Raw genomic sequence first — 15,094 nt, 5'->3', positions numbered from 1 at the left:
TTTCTGTATTTAAAATCTCCACCATCTTATACCGATTTTTTTTAGACTAAGCCGTTATTTTAGTTCGTTAAGAATGAGTTTGTTGTGTGGGATATAGGTTTTTGATCGTAATAAATCCTTAAAAAAAATAAAAAAATCTTTTGAATTGACAGGTGAAGTGGTATATTTGCATACCGAAACGGCGGGGTAGCTCAGATGGTTAGAGCGCAGGATTCATAACCCTGAGGTCGGCAGTTCGATCCTGCTCCCCGCTACTTTAAAAAGGAAAGTCTCATTACAGACTTTCCTTTTTTTTTGGAATAGTTTTTTGGAATAACCCTTTGATTAACAAGCGTTTTTTCGATATCATTTAATTGGAAAAGTATCTTTGAGTTAGTGGGGCAGTTGCTTGAACTTTAGAAGATCTACTGGCTGATATTCATTGTGTCCTGCGCACCGGCGATCTTATATTATTGGCTCGGTTTCATCTCATGGCTGCCTATCGACAGCCGTCTGCTAGTGCTCATGCGCGATTGTGTAATACCGTTTCTGTGTTAGCTATGCCTGCCTGCTGCTGCTGATAGGTTGTGACGTTAAATTCATGTATATTTGCACGGTTTCTTACCTATTATTTTTTATTCTATAATGAACTTCAGACCTATTCTTATTCTAGTGTGGCTTATGATCGGTTATCATGCTATTGCACAAAAGCAAGCAATAAACCACGTTGTCACGCACAACCGTACGACTATTATTTGTGATGCTGCTAAAGGTGCAAATCCTTATCCTGCGTGGGGGGTATTTCCTAATGCCGATTCCCCTGTAAGAAAAATAACTATGCATGTCACTTTGGGAAGCCCTGATAGCTTGAACACGGCACATTGGGATTATCTGGATCATATCGTATTGAGACGCAAAGGGGGAGCGAAAGGACAGGAGCTCAACTATGAATTGGGCCGGATGCTTACGCCCTATGGGAGCATTTACAATAAGGGGTGGAGCTGGAAGTGGCAGGTAGATGTGACTGACTTTGCCCCTTTTTTGCGGGATAGTGTTGAGATTGTATATGTACACTCGGGTTTTGAAGATAAAACAGTAGGTTGGGCACTTAACATAGATTTCGAAATTTTATCGGGTCCTCCAGTTGTTACACCTTTGGGCATAACACCTTTGTGGAATAAGGCCTATAAATACGGCGATCCCAACGAGAAAATAGAAGAGAATTTAACGCCGGTAACTTACGAATCGCTAGGGCATGCGGCTCTAAGCCGGATACGAATTCAACATACAGGACATGGTATGGACAAACCTCGTGGTTGCAGCGAGTTTTGTACGCGATGGCGTGAACTCATGCTCGACGGAAAGGTTGTCGACCTGCGGGATATGTGGAAAAAGTGTAGCGATAACCCTTTGTACCCACAAGGCGGGACCTGGATCTTTGATCGGGCGTATTGGTGTCCCGGTGATCTGCAGCAACCCGATGTAATTGATGTGTTTACAAAGCCCGGACGCCATACTGCAGCATTGCGTATGGAACCTTATACTGCCTCTGATAATATACAGGCGGTTGAAAATATCTCAGCTTATTTGTTTCATTATTCGAAGCCCAAGCAAAAAATAGATGTGGCCGTCGAATCTATTATGGTACCAAACGACGAGCAACGTTTTTCGAGATTAAATCCAGCTAGTTCGGGCCCACGGATATCCTTTAGAAATCTCGGGGCGGATCCACTGCATTCTCTTATAATAGTGTACGGAACTAAGGGCTATCCTTCAAAAACATTTCATTGGAGGGGAAATCTTTCGTTTAATCAAGTGGCAGACGTGCTGCTACCGGGGGAAATTCAAGAAAAAGATGGTGAAAATGTCTTCCATGTAGAACTTGTCAAACCGAACGGTAAGAAAGATGCATGGTCAGAGGACAATGAAATGAAAGCTGTTTTTACAGCGCCAGAGAAATTTCCCAATGAATTTGTTGTGAAATTTCTTACAAATAAAACACCTCAAGACAACCGTATTTTTTTAATAAATGCTCAACAGGATACAATTTTTCAAAAAAAGGAAGCACAATTGACAGCACTCACACTGTATACTGATACGATACGGGTCGCCGAAGGCAACTACTCCCTTCGCCTGATAGATACGGCTGGAAATGGACTACAGTTTTGGGCACAACCCGAAAATGGAGACGGTTATCTGCGCATTTTTGACCTGAAGGGAAATCTTATTCATGCATTTGAAAGTGATTGTGGAATAGGAGAAATGTTTAGCTTTAAGGCTGTTTCGGGTTTTGAAATGGATACAACAAAGGCTCGATATGCATTTTCCCTGTATCCAAGATCGGTGGTTGACCAAACGCAATTAAATGTGGTGTCGAATAAGCTGAGCGATATGACCGTGCGGATAACCGTTGATGGTGTACAGTGGCAGATGCACGAATATAAAGCTGTTAAAAATGCTGTGTTCAACTACGATCTTAATCATCTTCCTAAAGGAAGGATAATTGTGGAAGCTTTTATGGATGGTATCAGCCGGTTTAAAGGGCGGATCAATAAAAAGTAATAGTGAAATACACAGGTTCCATTTATTGGAACTTGTGTATTCCTTATAATTTCTTAGTTGTCGTCAAAGGCGAGACTTTTCCAATCGTCTTTTTGCAGGTATTTGAGCATGATAAAAAATAATAGCCAGCCAAGCGCCGCTAAAGCCCAAACCAATAGTTCGTATTGAAAAATCACTTTATGAAGATAACCTAAAAGTCCCAGCAAACCTAAAATCAATAAATTGACCACCGCTTTGGAACTGGATTGACTCGCTTTGGAAAAAGGATAATTTTTGACCAGAAAAAGCATGATTAGGATACTTTCTATCCCGCCGACTGCTGAGGAAAGCAATAGATCATTTATCGAGCTGATACCAAATAAAGGAACACAAATACAGAAAAACAAAATGTTAAATGGCAATACATATTTAATGAGGCAGGCTTTAAGTACTCCCGTCATAAATTGTCCCGGACGGTCCATTGGAACAACATAATAAATCCAGGCTGCTTTATATTTATTGCTCTGCGTGATCAGCTGAAATACTGTTAATATGGTCAACAGTGACAGATAAAACATGATAATATATAAACCGGATTCTCTCAACTTGACCAGTTTCTCCGCGAATGGCAGCCCCTCGCCGGTCCGTAAAAACAGGAATATAAAATAGATGGGAAGATAAGCTAAAGAGGGATAGAGTTGCTGTTTAAATTCTCTTGTTTTTGAACTAATAAGCCATACAATACTAAATCCAGCCTCTTCGAGCGGAGATGAGCATACGCCGGCTCCCAATTTTTTATAGAATGGTCGTCCTGTATTGGTGTGTGAAATTGCCTGATCGGTTTCAGATAAAGGTGTATCACCACTTGCTAGAGCGGCTATTTTGGCATTAAAACCTCTGGAAAATAATTTTGTACAAGCATAGACTCCAAAGAAAGGAACAACTAAGCCCAAAAGGGAAAATATAATGGACTGTAGGCTATGATTGCCCTGAAGCAAGGACTGAAAAGAGGCGATCCAAGTACTGGGAAATATCCATAGAAATTTAAGTTGTTCAATTGTCAGCTGTGACTCAACGATTGTTTGAATCAGATTGGGACCAAGATAATAGGCTAGAAAAATGATCAATGAAAGTCCAATCTGTATATAGGCAATAATATCCTTAAATTTTTGGATGGGGAGATATTTGATGCTGATCATATAGAACCCGTTAACGAAAACCAGGGCAATCAGTGTACTCAATAGGAGTTGTAGAATCAATAGAAAAATGCCTGTTATATCCCAGTTAAATGAGACATAAACCACTACTGGCAGGCATAATGCAATAATCTGATTGAAAAGCTTAATGGCGATAAATGTTATTCGCGATAAGGCCACTGTCCTATCGCTAACAGGCTTGGGCATAATAATGTACTGGTCCCGAGTGTCTAAAAGTATAGGTGAAAAGTCTGATACCAATGTAATGCTGAGCATGCTGGTAAAACAGAGTAACATAATGGAAAGTGCTAAGTAACGATCTGGAATGAGGATGAGAATAACCATGAACATCAAGCCAATGATCATATACATAATAAATTGTATAATGGAGGTGGACGATGAGGATTTCCCGGCATTCCGTTTCTTAAATGTAATCGGTTTTCTATTATCTAAGGTAACTTTTGTTTCTAGAATAATTTTAAACTGCGTATAGTTTACACCCAGGCTTTCCCAGATACCCTTAAACAGAAGAATAAATCGTAAGATAAATTTTTCCATATTATTGAATAGCGCTAATGATGTTAGATGCATCCAGTGCATCGTTGTCGGTATTGGTTAATTTTGCGAATATGTGTTCAAGTGATTCATTGGGATCCGACTTCAGTTCATTAATAGTACCATCGGCAATGATACTTCCCTGATTGATCAACAGGATTCTATCGGAAACTTTTTCAACGACGTCCATCATGTGGGAGCAGTAAAAAATAGTTTTACCTTCTTTGGCCAGCAGTGATATGAGTTCTTTTACAAAGATCACCGCGTTGGCATCGAGTCCGGACAGGGGCTCATCCAGGATGATGATCTGTGGGTTATGAATAATGCCAGATATCAAAAGCACTTTTTGCCGCATGCCTTTAGAAAAGGTATCCATTCTACTCATAGCATTTGCGGCCAGGCCAAATGCACTTAATAATTTTAAGGAACGTTCTTGAATTATATCGTCTTCCATACCATACAATTTTCCGACAAAATCAAGGTATTCCATCGGAGTCAATACTTCGTACAGTTCTGCATTTTCGGGGACGTATCCGAGCTGGGATTTTATCGAAAGAGGATCTTTTTGAATATCGATACCATTGATCTCGACTTGGCCGGTGAAGTCTTCGATCAAGCCTGTCAAGATCTTGACTGTCGTGGATTTTCCAGCACCATTGGGACCTATATAGCCGATGACCTGGCCCGGGAATATATCCAGATTGATTCCTTTTAAAATTTCTTTAGTTCCGTATGATTTTTTTAGGTCAATAATACGGATGAGCGGTAAAGTACTTTCCATGTATTTAAATCTTTCAACATAAACTTACATAAAAAATACAGAGTTACGCGCTTATTTGGATGTTGAATTCCATATTTCTTTGCAAAAATGTAATCTACAAAAAAAGGAGTCCTAAGACTCCTTTCAAAACTACTTTATAATCGGAAAACTACCTGTCATTTTTTGGATATCCCTCTTCATCAAGGTCCTCTCGCATATCTTCTTCGTTCTCGGCCAATTTTTTATCCAAAGGGGATAATCGGTCATGTTTGAAGGTATCTATACGCATATGTGCATCCTCGAGATCCTCTTCTTCCAAATCTTCGCGATCTGCATACTCATCGCCTACAAAAGGGTTGGAATCGTCATAACTGGAATCATCGTCTATCGCTCCTTCGGATAGTGTATCATAATTGGCAGGATGGTCATAATCTGGATCATTATCATCTACATCCAGTTCATAACTTTCCAGCTCTTCGTTATAAGCTAAGTTTTGCTCTGAATCCGGGTAATCTGATTCGACTTTTCCCTTTGTTTTTTTGTGTTCTGTGCCAGCCATAATCCTCTGATTTATCTACAGTAATAAAACAGGTTGGAAGATAAAAAGTTTTAAAAATTATTGCTGATAATTGGGGAAATGTGTTGTTTTTTTACCTCTGTGAATATCGTTGAAGTAACTGCCATAAAAGCATAATATTTATCTTGGTAATGCAAACAAATTGAGAACAATAATGTTTTATTAAAAACAGTAAATCTTGGCCACTATGATTTTCAAGCGTTTAAATTATCAGACATTACAGAGTTTGCGTCTACAGGGGTATAATATCCTGTTGACTATCGGGCGTTCGGAAGATGAGAACCCAATTTATTTTCCCATGAAATTGGAGTCGTTCAATTCTGCGCAGGCAAATACCAATAGCGGGGAAGGGCATACAGTTCAAGGCCAGAAGATATTGATTTTAGACGAGGCAATACAACGATCATTGAACAATGACCTCAATGGGATCATTCAGCTTGATCATTAGCCAGACCCTTTCTTCAATCTTTTATAAGCGCTTGGGGTTGTATTTCGTTTTTTCTTATAAAAGTTAGTGAGGTGGCTTTCGTCATTAAAGCCCAATTCATCTACAATCTGTTTCATCGTGTATTGGCTGGACGCTAACCGGTCTTCAATAAGTTGGATACGGATATCATCAATGTATAATTTGTAACTTTTCTGCCGTCTTTTCTTAAAAAAAGCACCGAAATAATTGGCTGAAATCTGAAAATGATCTGCTATATTTTTAATTTGAAGTTTGTCTGGGAAATAGATATTCTGTTGAATATAGGCCTCTATTTCCTCAGACATTTCGCGGGACTCATTGATCAGTAGGTTCAGTTCCTTTAATATATTTTCAATGAATGCAAACAGTGACATCACTTGATGAAAGATAAATGTAGAAGTTGCAGCATCTTCAGATTCTGCCTGCTGATAAATCAGCGACAAGACTTTTTCAATTAACTTGCGATTTTCTTTTTTTAGGGAGAGGCTTTTATTTAGTAATGTCTCCGAATTGAAAATATGCTGCGGATTGTGAGACAGACAAAAATTTTGCTGTATATGGTGCAGGTCTTTAAAATAGTGGTTTGAAAAATATAAAATAAATACACTTGAATCTTTTTTGCTTTCAAGCATTTCTGAACCAGTATTCAGGAAAAGTAAATTTTCTTTAAGAAATTTAGCCCCAGTATTTTTCGATACCAAAACGCCTTCCGAGATATAGACCAAGGCAAAATCAAAACCTAGGTCGTCCAGATTGATCTTTTGTTTATTTTTGATTTTTTCGGGTAAGAAGGATAAACTCATTAGACGTAGGTAAATTTTATTTTATAATTGTTGATGAATCAGAATGCCGTGATATTCTTTTGTTGGAATAGCTGGCAATTATCGCGCGAACAGCTTTATTGCTAAACAGGGTCCGCGAAGGGGATTAGCTGTCTAAAGTATGCCAATATATTCTGTATATCCAGCTGAATCGAATAGCCAAATATCGTTATTTTGGCTTTACTTCCGTTAATTTTACAGAAAAACAATGGATTTTTCAAACAGGGGAATCACTAGGTACTTTTTGCGTTTCGCGTCATTTGCTCAATGTTGTCCCATTGTTCTTCGGGAATAATATCCAGACCATTAAATTCTCCTGCGCCTTTTAACCATTCTCCACCATCTATTGTTATGACATCACCATTGATGTAGCTTGAATAGTCGGACACAAGATAAGCTGCGAGATTTGCCAGCTCGTCTAATTGACCTACACGACCGAGGGGTATCCGTTTAGTCGGCGATAAGAGTTCACCCAACTCTCCCGGAAGTAGGCGTTCCATGGCGCCGGAAGTTTGAAATGGGCCTGGTGCAATAGCGTTTAAACGTATTCCTTTTTTACCCCATTCGACAGCAAGAGATCTTGTCATGGCTAATACACCAGCTTTGGCTGTAGCCGAAGGAACAACGTACCCTGAACCCGTCCAGGCATAGGTGGTCACAATACTGAGCACAGTTTTGTTTTGATCCTTATTTTCGATCCAGCGTTTGCCCAGCGCCAATGTATAATTTATACTTCCCTGAAGAACGATTCCAATGACGGACTCAAAGGCACGATGACTCAGGCGTTCGGTGGGGGATATAAAGTTTCCTGCAGCGTTGTTGATTAAGATGTCTATACCGCCCAGTTGTTCATATCCATAAGCAACTACACGTTCAACATCCTCATAATTCCGTACATCGCCGGCTATAGCGAGGCATTTGCCTTGATGTTTGTTTGACAATTCCCTTGCTGTATGTTGAATCACATCATCCTTTCGACTGCTTATCAGGCAGGAAGCGCCTAATTCCAAGAAATAATCAGTCATCGCTTTTCCTAGCCCGGTACCGCCGCCGGTAATTAAAATGCGTTTGCCTTTTAGTGAATCTTCTTTTAGCATGCCCATATCTTATTTCATTTTTATATAATTTAAGTTACATAAATTTGAATGAAAAAAAAAGCGGTAGCTAAAAGACAGGGAAACACGAAAGGCTGATAACAAATGATAAGGAGATGGGTAATAAGGGGGGATTTATATATAAAAACAGGGACTATTATGTGAATAATCCCTGTTTTTATTTTTCCGATCTATTGCTAGAAAGGGAACTGGCTTATGCGCCTAATTGTACGCGTTTGAAAGCAGTTACAGTCAATCCTTTAGAAACTGAATCTAAGAATTGAGCGATATTTTTAGAAGAATCTTTTACAAATTCTTGGTTCAACAAAGTCGTGTCTTTGAAGAATTTGTTCAATTTACCTTGAGCGATTTTCTCAGCCATATCTGCTGGTTTTCCTTCTGCAATGATTTGTTCTTTCGCGATAGCGATTTCACGCTCGATTGTGTTTTGATCAACACCATCTTTATCAATTGCAATAGGGTTCATCGCTGCAATTTGCATTGCAACATCTTTACCAGCTTCTTCAGCACCAGCTGCATCAGCAGAAAGACCTACCAATACACCTAAGCGGTAGTTACCGTGGATATAAGCGATTACTTTCTCTGCAGAGACTGTTTCATATTTAGAAACATCAATTTTCTCTCCGATTACACCAGTTTGCTCGATCAAAGCATCAGCGATTTTCTTGCCATCAAGTTCCAAACCTTTTAGTTCTTCTAAAGAAGCTGGTTTGTTGTTTAACGCTAGGTCTGCGATTTTTTCTGCGAAAGCTACGAAATCTGAGTTTTTCGCTACGAAGTCAGTTTCACAGTTTACTTCAACTACGATACCTGATTTACCATCAGCAGTTGCTTTAGCGATGATAACGCCTTCGTTAGAGTCGCGATCCTGACGGCTAGCAGCTACTTTAGCACCTTTTTTACGCAAGTAATCTACAGCAGCTTCGAAGTCACCATTAGACTCAACCAAAGCTTTTTTACAATCCATCATACCAGCGCCAGTTTGTTGACGCAATTTGTTTACATCTGATGCAGAAATTTGTACTGACATGTTTATTTCTTTTTTATTATTGTTTACTACTGAAAATTTTGTACAATATTAACTTAAAACATGTTAAGCTAATATGAAGTTTAACATTCCTTGATAATCCAGTGCTGTTAAACCAAAAAACCGGACAGATAGGCTAGTTCAAGAAAAGTAATCTTTTCCAGAAACTAACGCTACGCTATCCGGTTTGGAATAAAAATATTATTCTCCGTCTTTCGCTTTGCGAGGACGTTTAGCTTCTGAAGCTTCACTATTGTCAACTTTTGCTTTAGCAGCAGCAGCATCTTTTTCAGCTTCTTCTTCTTTATCGCGTTTGCGCTCGTCCAAACCTTCTTGGATTGCTTGACCAATAATGCTTGCGATTAAGCTAATAGATTTACTAGCGTCATCATTTGCAGGGATTGGGAAATCAATGTTTGAAGGATCAGAGTTTGTATCTACCATCGCGAAAGTAGGGATGTTCAATTTCATTGCTTCAGAAACAGCGATGTGTTCTTTTTTCACATCGATGATGAATAAAGCAGCTGGCAAACGGTTCAAATCAGCGATACCTCCTAAAAGGTTTTCTAATTTGATACGCTCACGTTGAATCATTAACTTTTCTTTTTTAGACAATACATCATAAGTACCGTCTTTTTGCATTTTGTCAATGTTAGACATTTTTTTGATAGACTTACGAACTGTAGCGAAGTTTGTAAGCATACCACCTAACCAACGCTCAGTAACGAAAGGCATGTTAACCTCTTTAGCTTGTTGTGCGATGATTTCTTTTGCTTGTTTTTTCGTTGCTACGAATAAAACTTTACGACCTGATTTTACGATTTGTTTGATAGCTGAAGCAGCTTCTTCTAATTTCGTAAGAGTTTTGTTCAAGTCAATGATGTGGATACCGTTGCGCTCCATGAAAATGTACTTAGCCATTTTCGGATCCCATTTACGTGTAAGGTGACCAAAGTGCACACCTGCATCCAATAAATCTTGATAAGTAGTTCTTGCCATTTTTTGATCCTCCTTTGATTAACGTTTACTGAATTGGAATCTTCTACGAGCTTTACGACGTCCTGGTTTCTTACGCTCAACCATACGGTCATCACGTGTTACTAAACCTTTAGCGCGTAATGCAGGTTTAACTTCTGGGTTAAGCTCAACCAAAGCTTTTGAGATCGCTAGGCGAACAGCTTCTGCTTGACCTTTAATACCACCTCCGTTAACGTTTACTTTTACATCAAAGTTTGCTAATTCACCAGCTACGTTCAAAGATTGTGTTGCGATGTATTGCAAAGGTAATGTTGGGAAATACTCTTTGTAGTCTTTACCGTTTATAACAATGTTTCCGCTACCAGCAGTTAAGTAAATGCGGGCAACAGCAGTTTTTCTTCTTCCTGAAGTGTTAGTTGTTGACATGTCGATTCTCCTTAAAATTTAACTGGTTTTGGATTTTGTGCTTCATGCTTGTGCTCAGTACCAGCATAAACGTAAAGGTTCTTAAACAATTGACGACCTAAACGGTTTTTAGGAAGCATACCGCGAACAGCTTTTTCAATGATGCGCTCTGGGAATTTAGCCATTAACTCTTTAGGAGAAACGAAACGTTGACCACCTGGGTATCCAGTGTAGCGTACGTAAACTTTGTCGCCTAATTTGTTTCCTGTCAATCTAATTTTGTCTGCATTGATAACAATAACGTTATCTCCACAGTCTACGTGTGGGGTGAATGTAGGCTTGTGCTTACCACGAATTACCTTCGCGATGTTGCTCGCCAAACGCCCCAAAATCTCTCCTTCAGCGTCAACAACGATCCACTCTTTGTTAACGGTGTTCTTGTTGGCAGAGACAGTTTTGTAACTTAACGTATTCACTTGCTTTTGTTTAAATAATTTGTAAAATTTTATTTATCTTCCCCTTATCACAAGGGTCTGCAAAGGTACATCTATTATTCTATATTTTAAAATCTATTTTACTTATTTTGTTGAAAACGAGCCAAGTTTCTTGTGGACTGGGCTAATCTCAATATTTTTACAACTTACGCGAATGAATATTGTTACATTAGTTAGTATATTGCAGGAAGAATTTTTAATTATTTAGTGGAAGTAGATGAGATTGAATTTTTTAGATAAACGCGTTGTTTTAGGTTTTGTTGGATTTCTCTTTGGTACCTTCAGTTTATTGCAAGCGCAATCATTGGAGAAAAAAAGTAGGCCTTATGATGCACGACTCAAAAATGTACAGGAGATATTAAAGCAAGGGAAAATCGGTCCCGGTGTGGATTCATTGGATGCTATACTCGCAGATTATCCCCAAGCAGATGATATCTATTTTACAAAAGCGATCCTTTTTGCCCAAATGAGAAATCAGGATGGTGCGATCGATGCAATAAAAGCCGCGTTAGAAATTCAACCGAAACCCGAGTACCTGAGCTTTGCCGTGGATGCCTTTAAAAGCAAAAATGATGCAGATAGCGCATTGATCTATTTAGATAAACTGATCGACCTGGATGATAATAATACAGCTTCATTGAAACGCGAACGTATTATGCTCCTTTTTAACGGTGGCTATAAAGACGTCGCATTGGAGTACTTTTATAAAACAAAAGAAATTGAAGTTGCTTCTGATACATTGGATATGGTCGGCAGTGTCCTGTTGAATGATGCTGGTGACTATAAGGCTGTGATCGGTCTTTTAAAACCCTGGGCTGACAATGGAACGAAACTGGCTCAAGTCTATGGGCAATTGGCACAGGCTTATAATCTTTCCAAAAATTCAAAACTTGCCTTAGCGTATATCAATAAAGGAATTGAGACTTCACAGGAAGATTTTCTTTATTTTGATTTAGCGAATCTGTACCGCTTTGATAAAAAAATCAAATTATCATTCGATGCCTTAAAAAAAGGTTTTCAATCTAAAAAGATTGATTTTGGTGATAAAAATAGAATCATCATGACTTTGTTGGGGCCCAAAAGCCCGTATACAAACGCGCAACTTTTGGAACTGGCTAATATCTTAGTTGAGGTCCATCCGCGAATAGCTGAAAGTCATATGGCCAAAGGACAGGTATTGTGGCTAAATGAAGATAAGACGGCAGCACAAAGTTCGTTGGCTGTTGCTGTAAGTATGAATCCTTATCAGATCGACGCTTGGCGGATGTTAATGAGCCTGGATATGGATAAGGGCGAATTTGACCAAGCCATCGCTCATGGCGGAGAAGCTCTACATTATGTGGCTAACAATCCAACCATACTCTATTTCACCAGCATGGCCTATCTGATGAAAAAAGATACAGAGAATAGCCGCAAGTTTATGGAGGCTGCATTAAATAATGCCCAGGATGAAACCCCTTTTTTACAAGCCAATATCTATGGTGGACTGGGGGATATCTACAATACATTGAAAATGTATAAAGAATCGGATGCAGCTTATATGGAAGCGATTCGATTGGATAGCACAAATGTGACTGTCATGAACAATTTAGCGTACTATTTATCGTTAAGAAAAGAACGGCTTGATGAAGCGACAAAGTACGCTGCTATGGCTACCGCAATGCAGCCCAATAACGGGACATTTGAGGATACTTATGCCTGGGTCTTATTTGTCGACGGTAAATATGAGGATGCGTTAGTCTGGATTCAAAAGGCACTGAAAAATACAAATCCGCAGACTGCGGTTTTACTGGAACATTATGGAGATATTCTGGTTAAGCTCGGTAAGACAACAGAAGCGGTCAAGCAATGGAATCTGGCACTGGAAAAGGGATCGGATTCTGAAGAAAGTAAACAGAAACTAAAAAAGAAGATTGAGACTAAAAGTTATGTGGAATAAAATTGTTTGGGTAGGTATTCTGGTACTGCTGCTTTCTTCCTGTAGCTCGAAAAAGAAACTGCTGAAAGAAGCGGATCTCAAATCAGAGAATGAGCTGGTCATCAAAGACAATACACGCGAGGCAAAGAAAACAACTTTGCGTAATCTCTTTTTGACCAATTTAAATTACTCGACCTTTTCAGGAAAAGCAAAAATGCGTCTCGACCTTGGCAAGGATAACTTCGATGTCACCTCTAATATCCGGATTGAAAAGGACAAAAAAATCTGGATTTCTATATCAGCAACTCTTGGGATCGAAGTCGCCCGTGTGTTAATAACACCAGATAGTGTGCAGATCCTGAATAAGTTTCAGAGCGAATATATGGTCAAACCATTTGACTACTTATATCGTTTCGCCAGTCCAGATCTTACTTTTGCTAATCTACAGGATTTATTATTGGCTAATCTTTCAGTTAACCTCTTGTCAGATATTGATGCGGTGAACTTTCAGCAGGATCCGAATTCTGTACAATTAGACGGAAAATTGAATGAGCTTGATTTTCTATATAAACTGAACAACAATAATCGACCTTACCAGTTCCGGCTGTCACAGTTGTCGAAGAAACAGTTGCTCGAAGCAAACTATGGTGATTATGCAATGGCCTCCGGTCAGGAATTTCCGATGCTGTTAAAAATGATTATTTCAGATGGCCGGCAGGAGATAAAAACAGAAATTAATTTTAATAAGGTGACGTTTAATGAACCTGTTGAAATGCCTTTTTCAGTGTCATCGCGATATAAAGTAATCCGATAAGAAGTTATCTATTTCCATTAGATTTATTACTTTCGCATTTAGTTTGCTAGTGTAGATGAATATAATGGGGTTGGGAAGGGAGCAAATACGAAATAAATAGTACTGTAAATGAACTTTAAGAAGACGATATTTGGTATAATAGCATTCATTTTGATGATTGGTATTTCTGCTGCGCAGACGAGAGCCGAACTGGAAAAGCAACGGGAAAAACTCAATCGTGAAATTGCTGAATTGCAGAATACCGTTAAAGAAATAGCCAAGGAGAAGTCATTGACACAACAGCAAGTGACGGCCTTGAGTAAACAGATCAACCTACGTGAACAAAAGATAAATACAATTACTTCTGAAGTTGCTGTCATCAATAAACACATCAATGCGAATACTGCCGCAGTCAACAAATTGAAGGCTGAACTGGAAAAAATGAAACGTGATTATGAAAAGATGATCATGTTTGCTTTTCGTAACCGCAATGCTTATAATAAGTTGATGTTTATTTTTGCTTCGAAGGATTTTAATCAAGGATTTAGACGTGTAAAATATTTGCAGCAATTTAACGATTCAAGAAAATTAAAAGCTGCTGACATCGAGAATACCAAGAAACAGATCGAACAAAAAATTGCGCAATTGCAGGCTGACCGAAATAAACAGGTGGCACTGATGAAAGAACAGGAAAGTGAGAAGAGGACAATTTCTGAGCAGCGTTCTGTTTATTCAGGGCAATTGAGTGAGCTAATTGTTACAGAGCGAGGGGTGAAGAAAGATATTACGCAGAAACAGAAAGAAGAACGTCGTATCAATGCCGCAATTAAGGAAATCATCCGTAGGGAAATTGAAGCTGAGCGAAGACGTGCAGAAGCCGCTCGTCGCGCAGCAGAAGCCGCAGCTGAACGTAATCGCAAAGCAAATGAGTCTGCAAATGCATCGAAAGGTAAAAACAATACGAACACGAAAAGTAGTAATACTGCACGAAAATCAGATTCTGAAGTCTTACGTAGTACACCGGAAGCAATCAAACTTTCCAATGATTTTAGATCCAATCGTGGTAGCTTGCCGTGGCCGGTTTCCAATGCGAAAGTTATGCAAGGCTTTGGTGGGGAAAGCGTGGGTAGAAATGTGAACTGGGATCACGAGTCCGTGAAAATTCAAACATCCAGCGGAGCTGCCGTAAAAGCTGTTTTTGCAGGTGAGGTAAGTAGCGTGTTGACAATGTATGGACAACGTATTGTGATGATCAAACACGGTGAATACTTTACCGTATATAATAACTTAGGTAGTGTAAGCGTTTCGAAGGGGCAAAAGGTCAGTACAGGTCAAACGATCGGTACAGCGGATGTGGATTCAGATACAGGCGTGCCTATGGTGGACTTCTCTGTTTATCAGGGATCAACGCCGTTGAATCCGATGTCCTGGTTGGCGAGATAAGAAATAATTACTATATTTAATAATTA

At 39.1% G+C, this 15,094-nt stretch carries 14 protein-coding genes and 1 tRNA gene; 6 read left to right on the top strand and 9 right to left on the bottom strand.

Annotated features, from left to right (window positions below):
* The first annotated feature begins 180 nt into the window (after nt 1-180).
* Together HMAT_RS25765 and HMAT_RS25760 are read left to right on the top strand one after the other, a co-directional pair.
* A tRNA-Met gene (locus HMAT_RS25765) sits at nt 181-254 on the top strand.
* Nucleotides 255-624: 370 nt separating this feature from the next.
* Nucleotides 625-2,541: a peptide-N-glycosidase F-related protein gene (locus HMAT_RS25760; protein ID WP_104385709.1), complete on the top strand. Its 1,917-nt coding sequence runs from the start codon at nt 625-627 to the stop codon at nt 2,539-2,541.
* Between the two features lie 53 nt (nt 2,542-2,594).
* Here the strand turns inward: HMAT_RS25760 and HMAT_RS25755 are convergent, their stop codons facing one another.
* The 3 genes from HMAT_RS25755 to HMAT_RS25745 all read right to left on the bottom strand — a co-directional run bounded on the left by HMAT_RS25755 (nt 2,595) and on the right by HMAT_RS25745 (nt 5,590).
* On the bottom strand, nt 2,595-4,274 hold the full coding sequence (locus HMAT_RS25755; RefSeq protein ID WP_104385708.1) for a hypothetical protein: 1,680 nt from the start codon (nt 4,272-4,274) through the stop codon (nt 2,595-2,597).
* A 1-nt stretch (nt 4,275) separates the two neighbouring features.
* The gene (locus HMAT_RS25750; RefSeq protein ID WP_104385707.1) at nt 4,276-5,052 is read right to left on the bottom strand and encodes an ABC transporter ATP-binding protein; all 777 of its coding nucleotides are present in this window, start codon (nt 5,050-5,052) and stop codon (nt 4,276-4,278) included.
* Between the two features lie 148 nt (nt 5,053-5,200).
* On the bottom strand, nt 5,201-5,590 hold the full coding sequence (locus HMAT_RS25745; protein ID WP_104385706.1) for a hypothetical protein: 390 nt from the start codon (nt 5,588-5,590) through the stop codon (nt 5,201-5,203).
* Nucleotides 5,591-5,795: 205 nt separating this feature from the next.
* Here HMAT_RS25745 and HMAT_RS25740 point away from each other — a divergent pair, with 205 nt between their 5' ends.
* A complete protein-coding gene (locus HMAT_RS25740) occupies nt 5,796-6,056 on the top strand; it encodes a hypothetical protein (RefSeq protein WP_104385705.1) in 261 nt (86 codons plus the stop codon).
* Here the strand turns inward: HMAT_RS25740 and HMAT_RS25735 are convergent.
* The 6 genes from HMAT_RS25735 to rplM all read right to left on the bottom strand — a co-directional run bounded on the left by HMAT_RS25735 (nt 6,053) and on the right by rplM (nt 10,896).
* A complete protein-coding gene (locus HMAT_RS25735) occupies nt 6,053-6,877 on the bottom strand; it encodes an AraC family transcriptional regulator (protein WP_104385704.1) in 825 nt (274 codons plus the stop codon). The two genes, HMAT_RS25740 and HMAT_RS25735, sit on opposite strands and share 4 nt — an antisense overlap.
* A gap of 251 nt (nt 6,878-7,128) precedes the next feature.
* On the bottom strand, nt 7,129-7,992 hold the full coding sequence (locus tag HMAT_RS25730) for an SDR family oxidoreductase (RefSeq protein ID WP_104385768.1): 864 nt from the start codon (nt 7,990-7,992) through the stop codon (nt 7,129-7,131).
* 211 nt (nt 7,993-8,203) lie between these two features.
* A complete protein-coding gene (gene tsf / locus HMAT_RS25725; RefSeq protein WP_104385703.1) occupies nt 8,204-9,040 on the bottom strand; it encodes a translation elongation factor Ts in 837 nt (278 codons plus the stop codon).
* Between the two features lie 198 nt (nt 9,041-9,238).
* Complete coding sequence (gene rpsB / locus HMAT_RS25720; RefSeq protein ID WP_104385702.1) at nt 9,239-10,036, bottom strand: 30S ribosomal protein S2; 798 nt, start codon at nt 10,034-10,036, stop codon at nt 9,239-9,241.
* Between the two features lie 18 nt (nt 10,037-10,054).
* Nucleotides 10,055-10,441, bottom strand: a complete 387-nt coding sequence (gene rpsI, locus HMAT_RS25715; RefSeq protein WP_104385701.1) for a 30S ribosomal protein S9 — start codon at nt 10,439-10,441, stop codon at nt 10,055-10,057.
* Nucleotides 10,442-10,452: 11 nt separating this feature from the next.
* The gene (gene rplM, locus HMAT_RS25710) at nt 10,453-10,896 is read right to left on the bottom strand and encodes a 50S ribosomal protein L13 (RefSeq protein ID WP_077437655.1); all 444 of its coding nucleotides are present in this window, start codon (nt 10,894-10,896) and stop codon (nt 10,453-10,455) included.
* Between the two features lie 235 nt (nt 10,897-11,131).
* Between rplM and HMAT_RS25705 the strand changes: the two genes are divergently transcribed.
* The 3 genes from HMAT_RS25705 (at nt 11,132) to HMAT_RS25695 (ending at nt 15,068) form a co-directional block, all read left to right on the top strand.
* Nucleotides 11,132-12,853 (top strand): hypothetical protein, encoded by a 1,722-nt coding sequence (locus tag HMAT_RS25705; protein WP_104385700.1) that lies wholly within the window; start codon nt 11,132-11,134, stop codon nt 12,851-12,853.
* Complete coding sequence (locus HMAT_RS25700; RefSeq protein ID WP_104385699.1) at nt 12,843-13,646, top strand: DUF4292 domain-containing protein; 804 nt, start codon at nt 12,843-12,845, stop codon at nt 13,644-13,646. Before HMAT_RS25705 ends, HMAT_RS25700 begins: the two co-directional genes overlap by 11 nt.
* Nucleotides 13,647-13,754: 108 nt before the next feature.
* Nucleotides 13,755-15,068, top strand: coding sequence for a murein hydrolase activator EnvC (locus tag HMAT_RS25695; RefSeq protein ID WP_104385698.1), 1,314 nt, complete (start codon nt 13,755-13,757; stop codon nt 15,066-15,068).
* Nucleotides 15,069-15,094: the final 26 nt, after the last annotated feature.

Origin of the sequence: Sphingobacterium sp. HMA12, from assembly GCF_002933815.1 — a bacterium.
Lineage (GTDB): Bacteria > Bacteroidota > Bacteroidia > Sphingobacteriales > Sphingobacteriaceae > Sphingobacterium.
This window is presented reverse-complemented; position numbering and strand designations above follow the sequence as displayed.

What these genes read in the sequence shown, in the direction of transcription:
- HMAT_RS25700 (WP_104385699.1), top strand. Translation starts at nt 12,843, where the DNA reads ATGTGGAATAAAATTGTTTGGGTAGGTATTCTGGTACTGCTGCTTTCT.
- rpsB (WP_104385702.1), bottom strand. Translation starts at nt 10,036, where the DNA reads ATGGCAAGAACTACTTATCAAGATTTATTGGATGCAGGTGTGCACTTT.
- HMAT_RS25730 (WP_104385768.1), bottom strand. Translation starts at nt 7,992, where the DNA reads ATGCTAAAAGAAGATTCACTAAAAGGCAAACGCATTTTAATTACCGGC.
- HMAT_RS25750 (WP_104385707.1), bottom strand. Translation starts at nt 5,052, where the DNA reads ATGGAAAGTACTTTACCGCTCATCCGTATTATTGACCTAAAAAAATCA.
- HMAT_RS25735 (WP_104385704.1), bottom strand. Translation starts at nt 6,877, where the DNA reads ATGAGTTTATCCTTCTTACCCGAAAAAATCAAAAATAAACAAAAGATC.
- tsf (WP_104385703.1), bottom strand. Translation starts at nt 9,040, where the DNA reads ATGTCAGTACAAATTTCTGCATCAGATGTAAACAAATTGCGTCAACAA.
- HMAT_RS25760 (WP_104385709.1), top strand. Translation starts at nt 625, where the DNA reads ATGAACTTCAGACCTATTCTTATTCTAGTGTGGCTTATGATCGGTTAT.
- HMAT_RS25755 (WP_104385708.1), bottom strand. Translation starts at nt 4,274, where the DNA reads ATGGAAAAATTTATCTTACGATTTATTCTTCTGTTTAAGGGTATCTGG.
- HMAT_RS25705 (WP_104385700.1), top strand. Translation starts at nt 11,132, where the DNA reads ATGAGATTGAATTTTTTAGATAAACGCGTTGTTTTAGGTTTTGTTGGA.
- rpsI (WP_104385701.1), bottom strand. Translation starts at nt 10,441, where the DNA reads ATGTCAACAACTAACACTTCAGGAAGAAGAAAAACTGCTGTTGCCCGC.
- HMAT_RS25695 (WP_104385698.1), top strand. Translation starts at nt 13,755, where the DNA reads ATGAACTTTAAGAAGACGATATTTGGTATAATAGCATTCATTTTGATG.
- HMAT_RS25740 (WP_104385705.1), top strand. Translation starts at nt 5,796, where the DNA reads ATGATTTTCAAGCGTTTAAATTATCAGACATTACAGAGTTTGCGTCTA.
- HMAT_RS25745 (WP_104385706.1), bottom strand. Translation starts at nt 5,590, where the DNA reads ATGGCTGGCACAGAACACAAAAAAACAAAGGGAAAAGTCGAATCAGAT.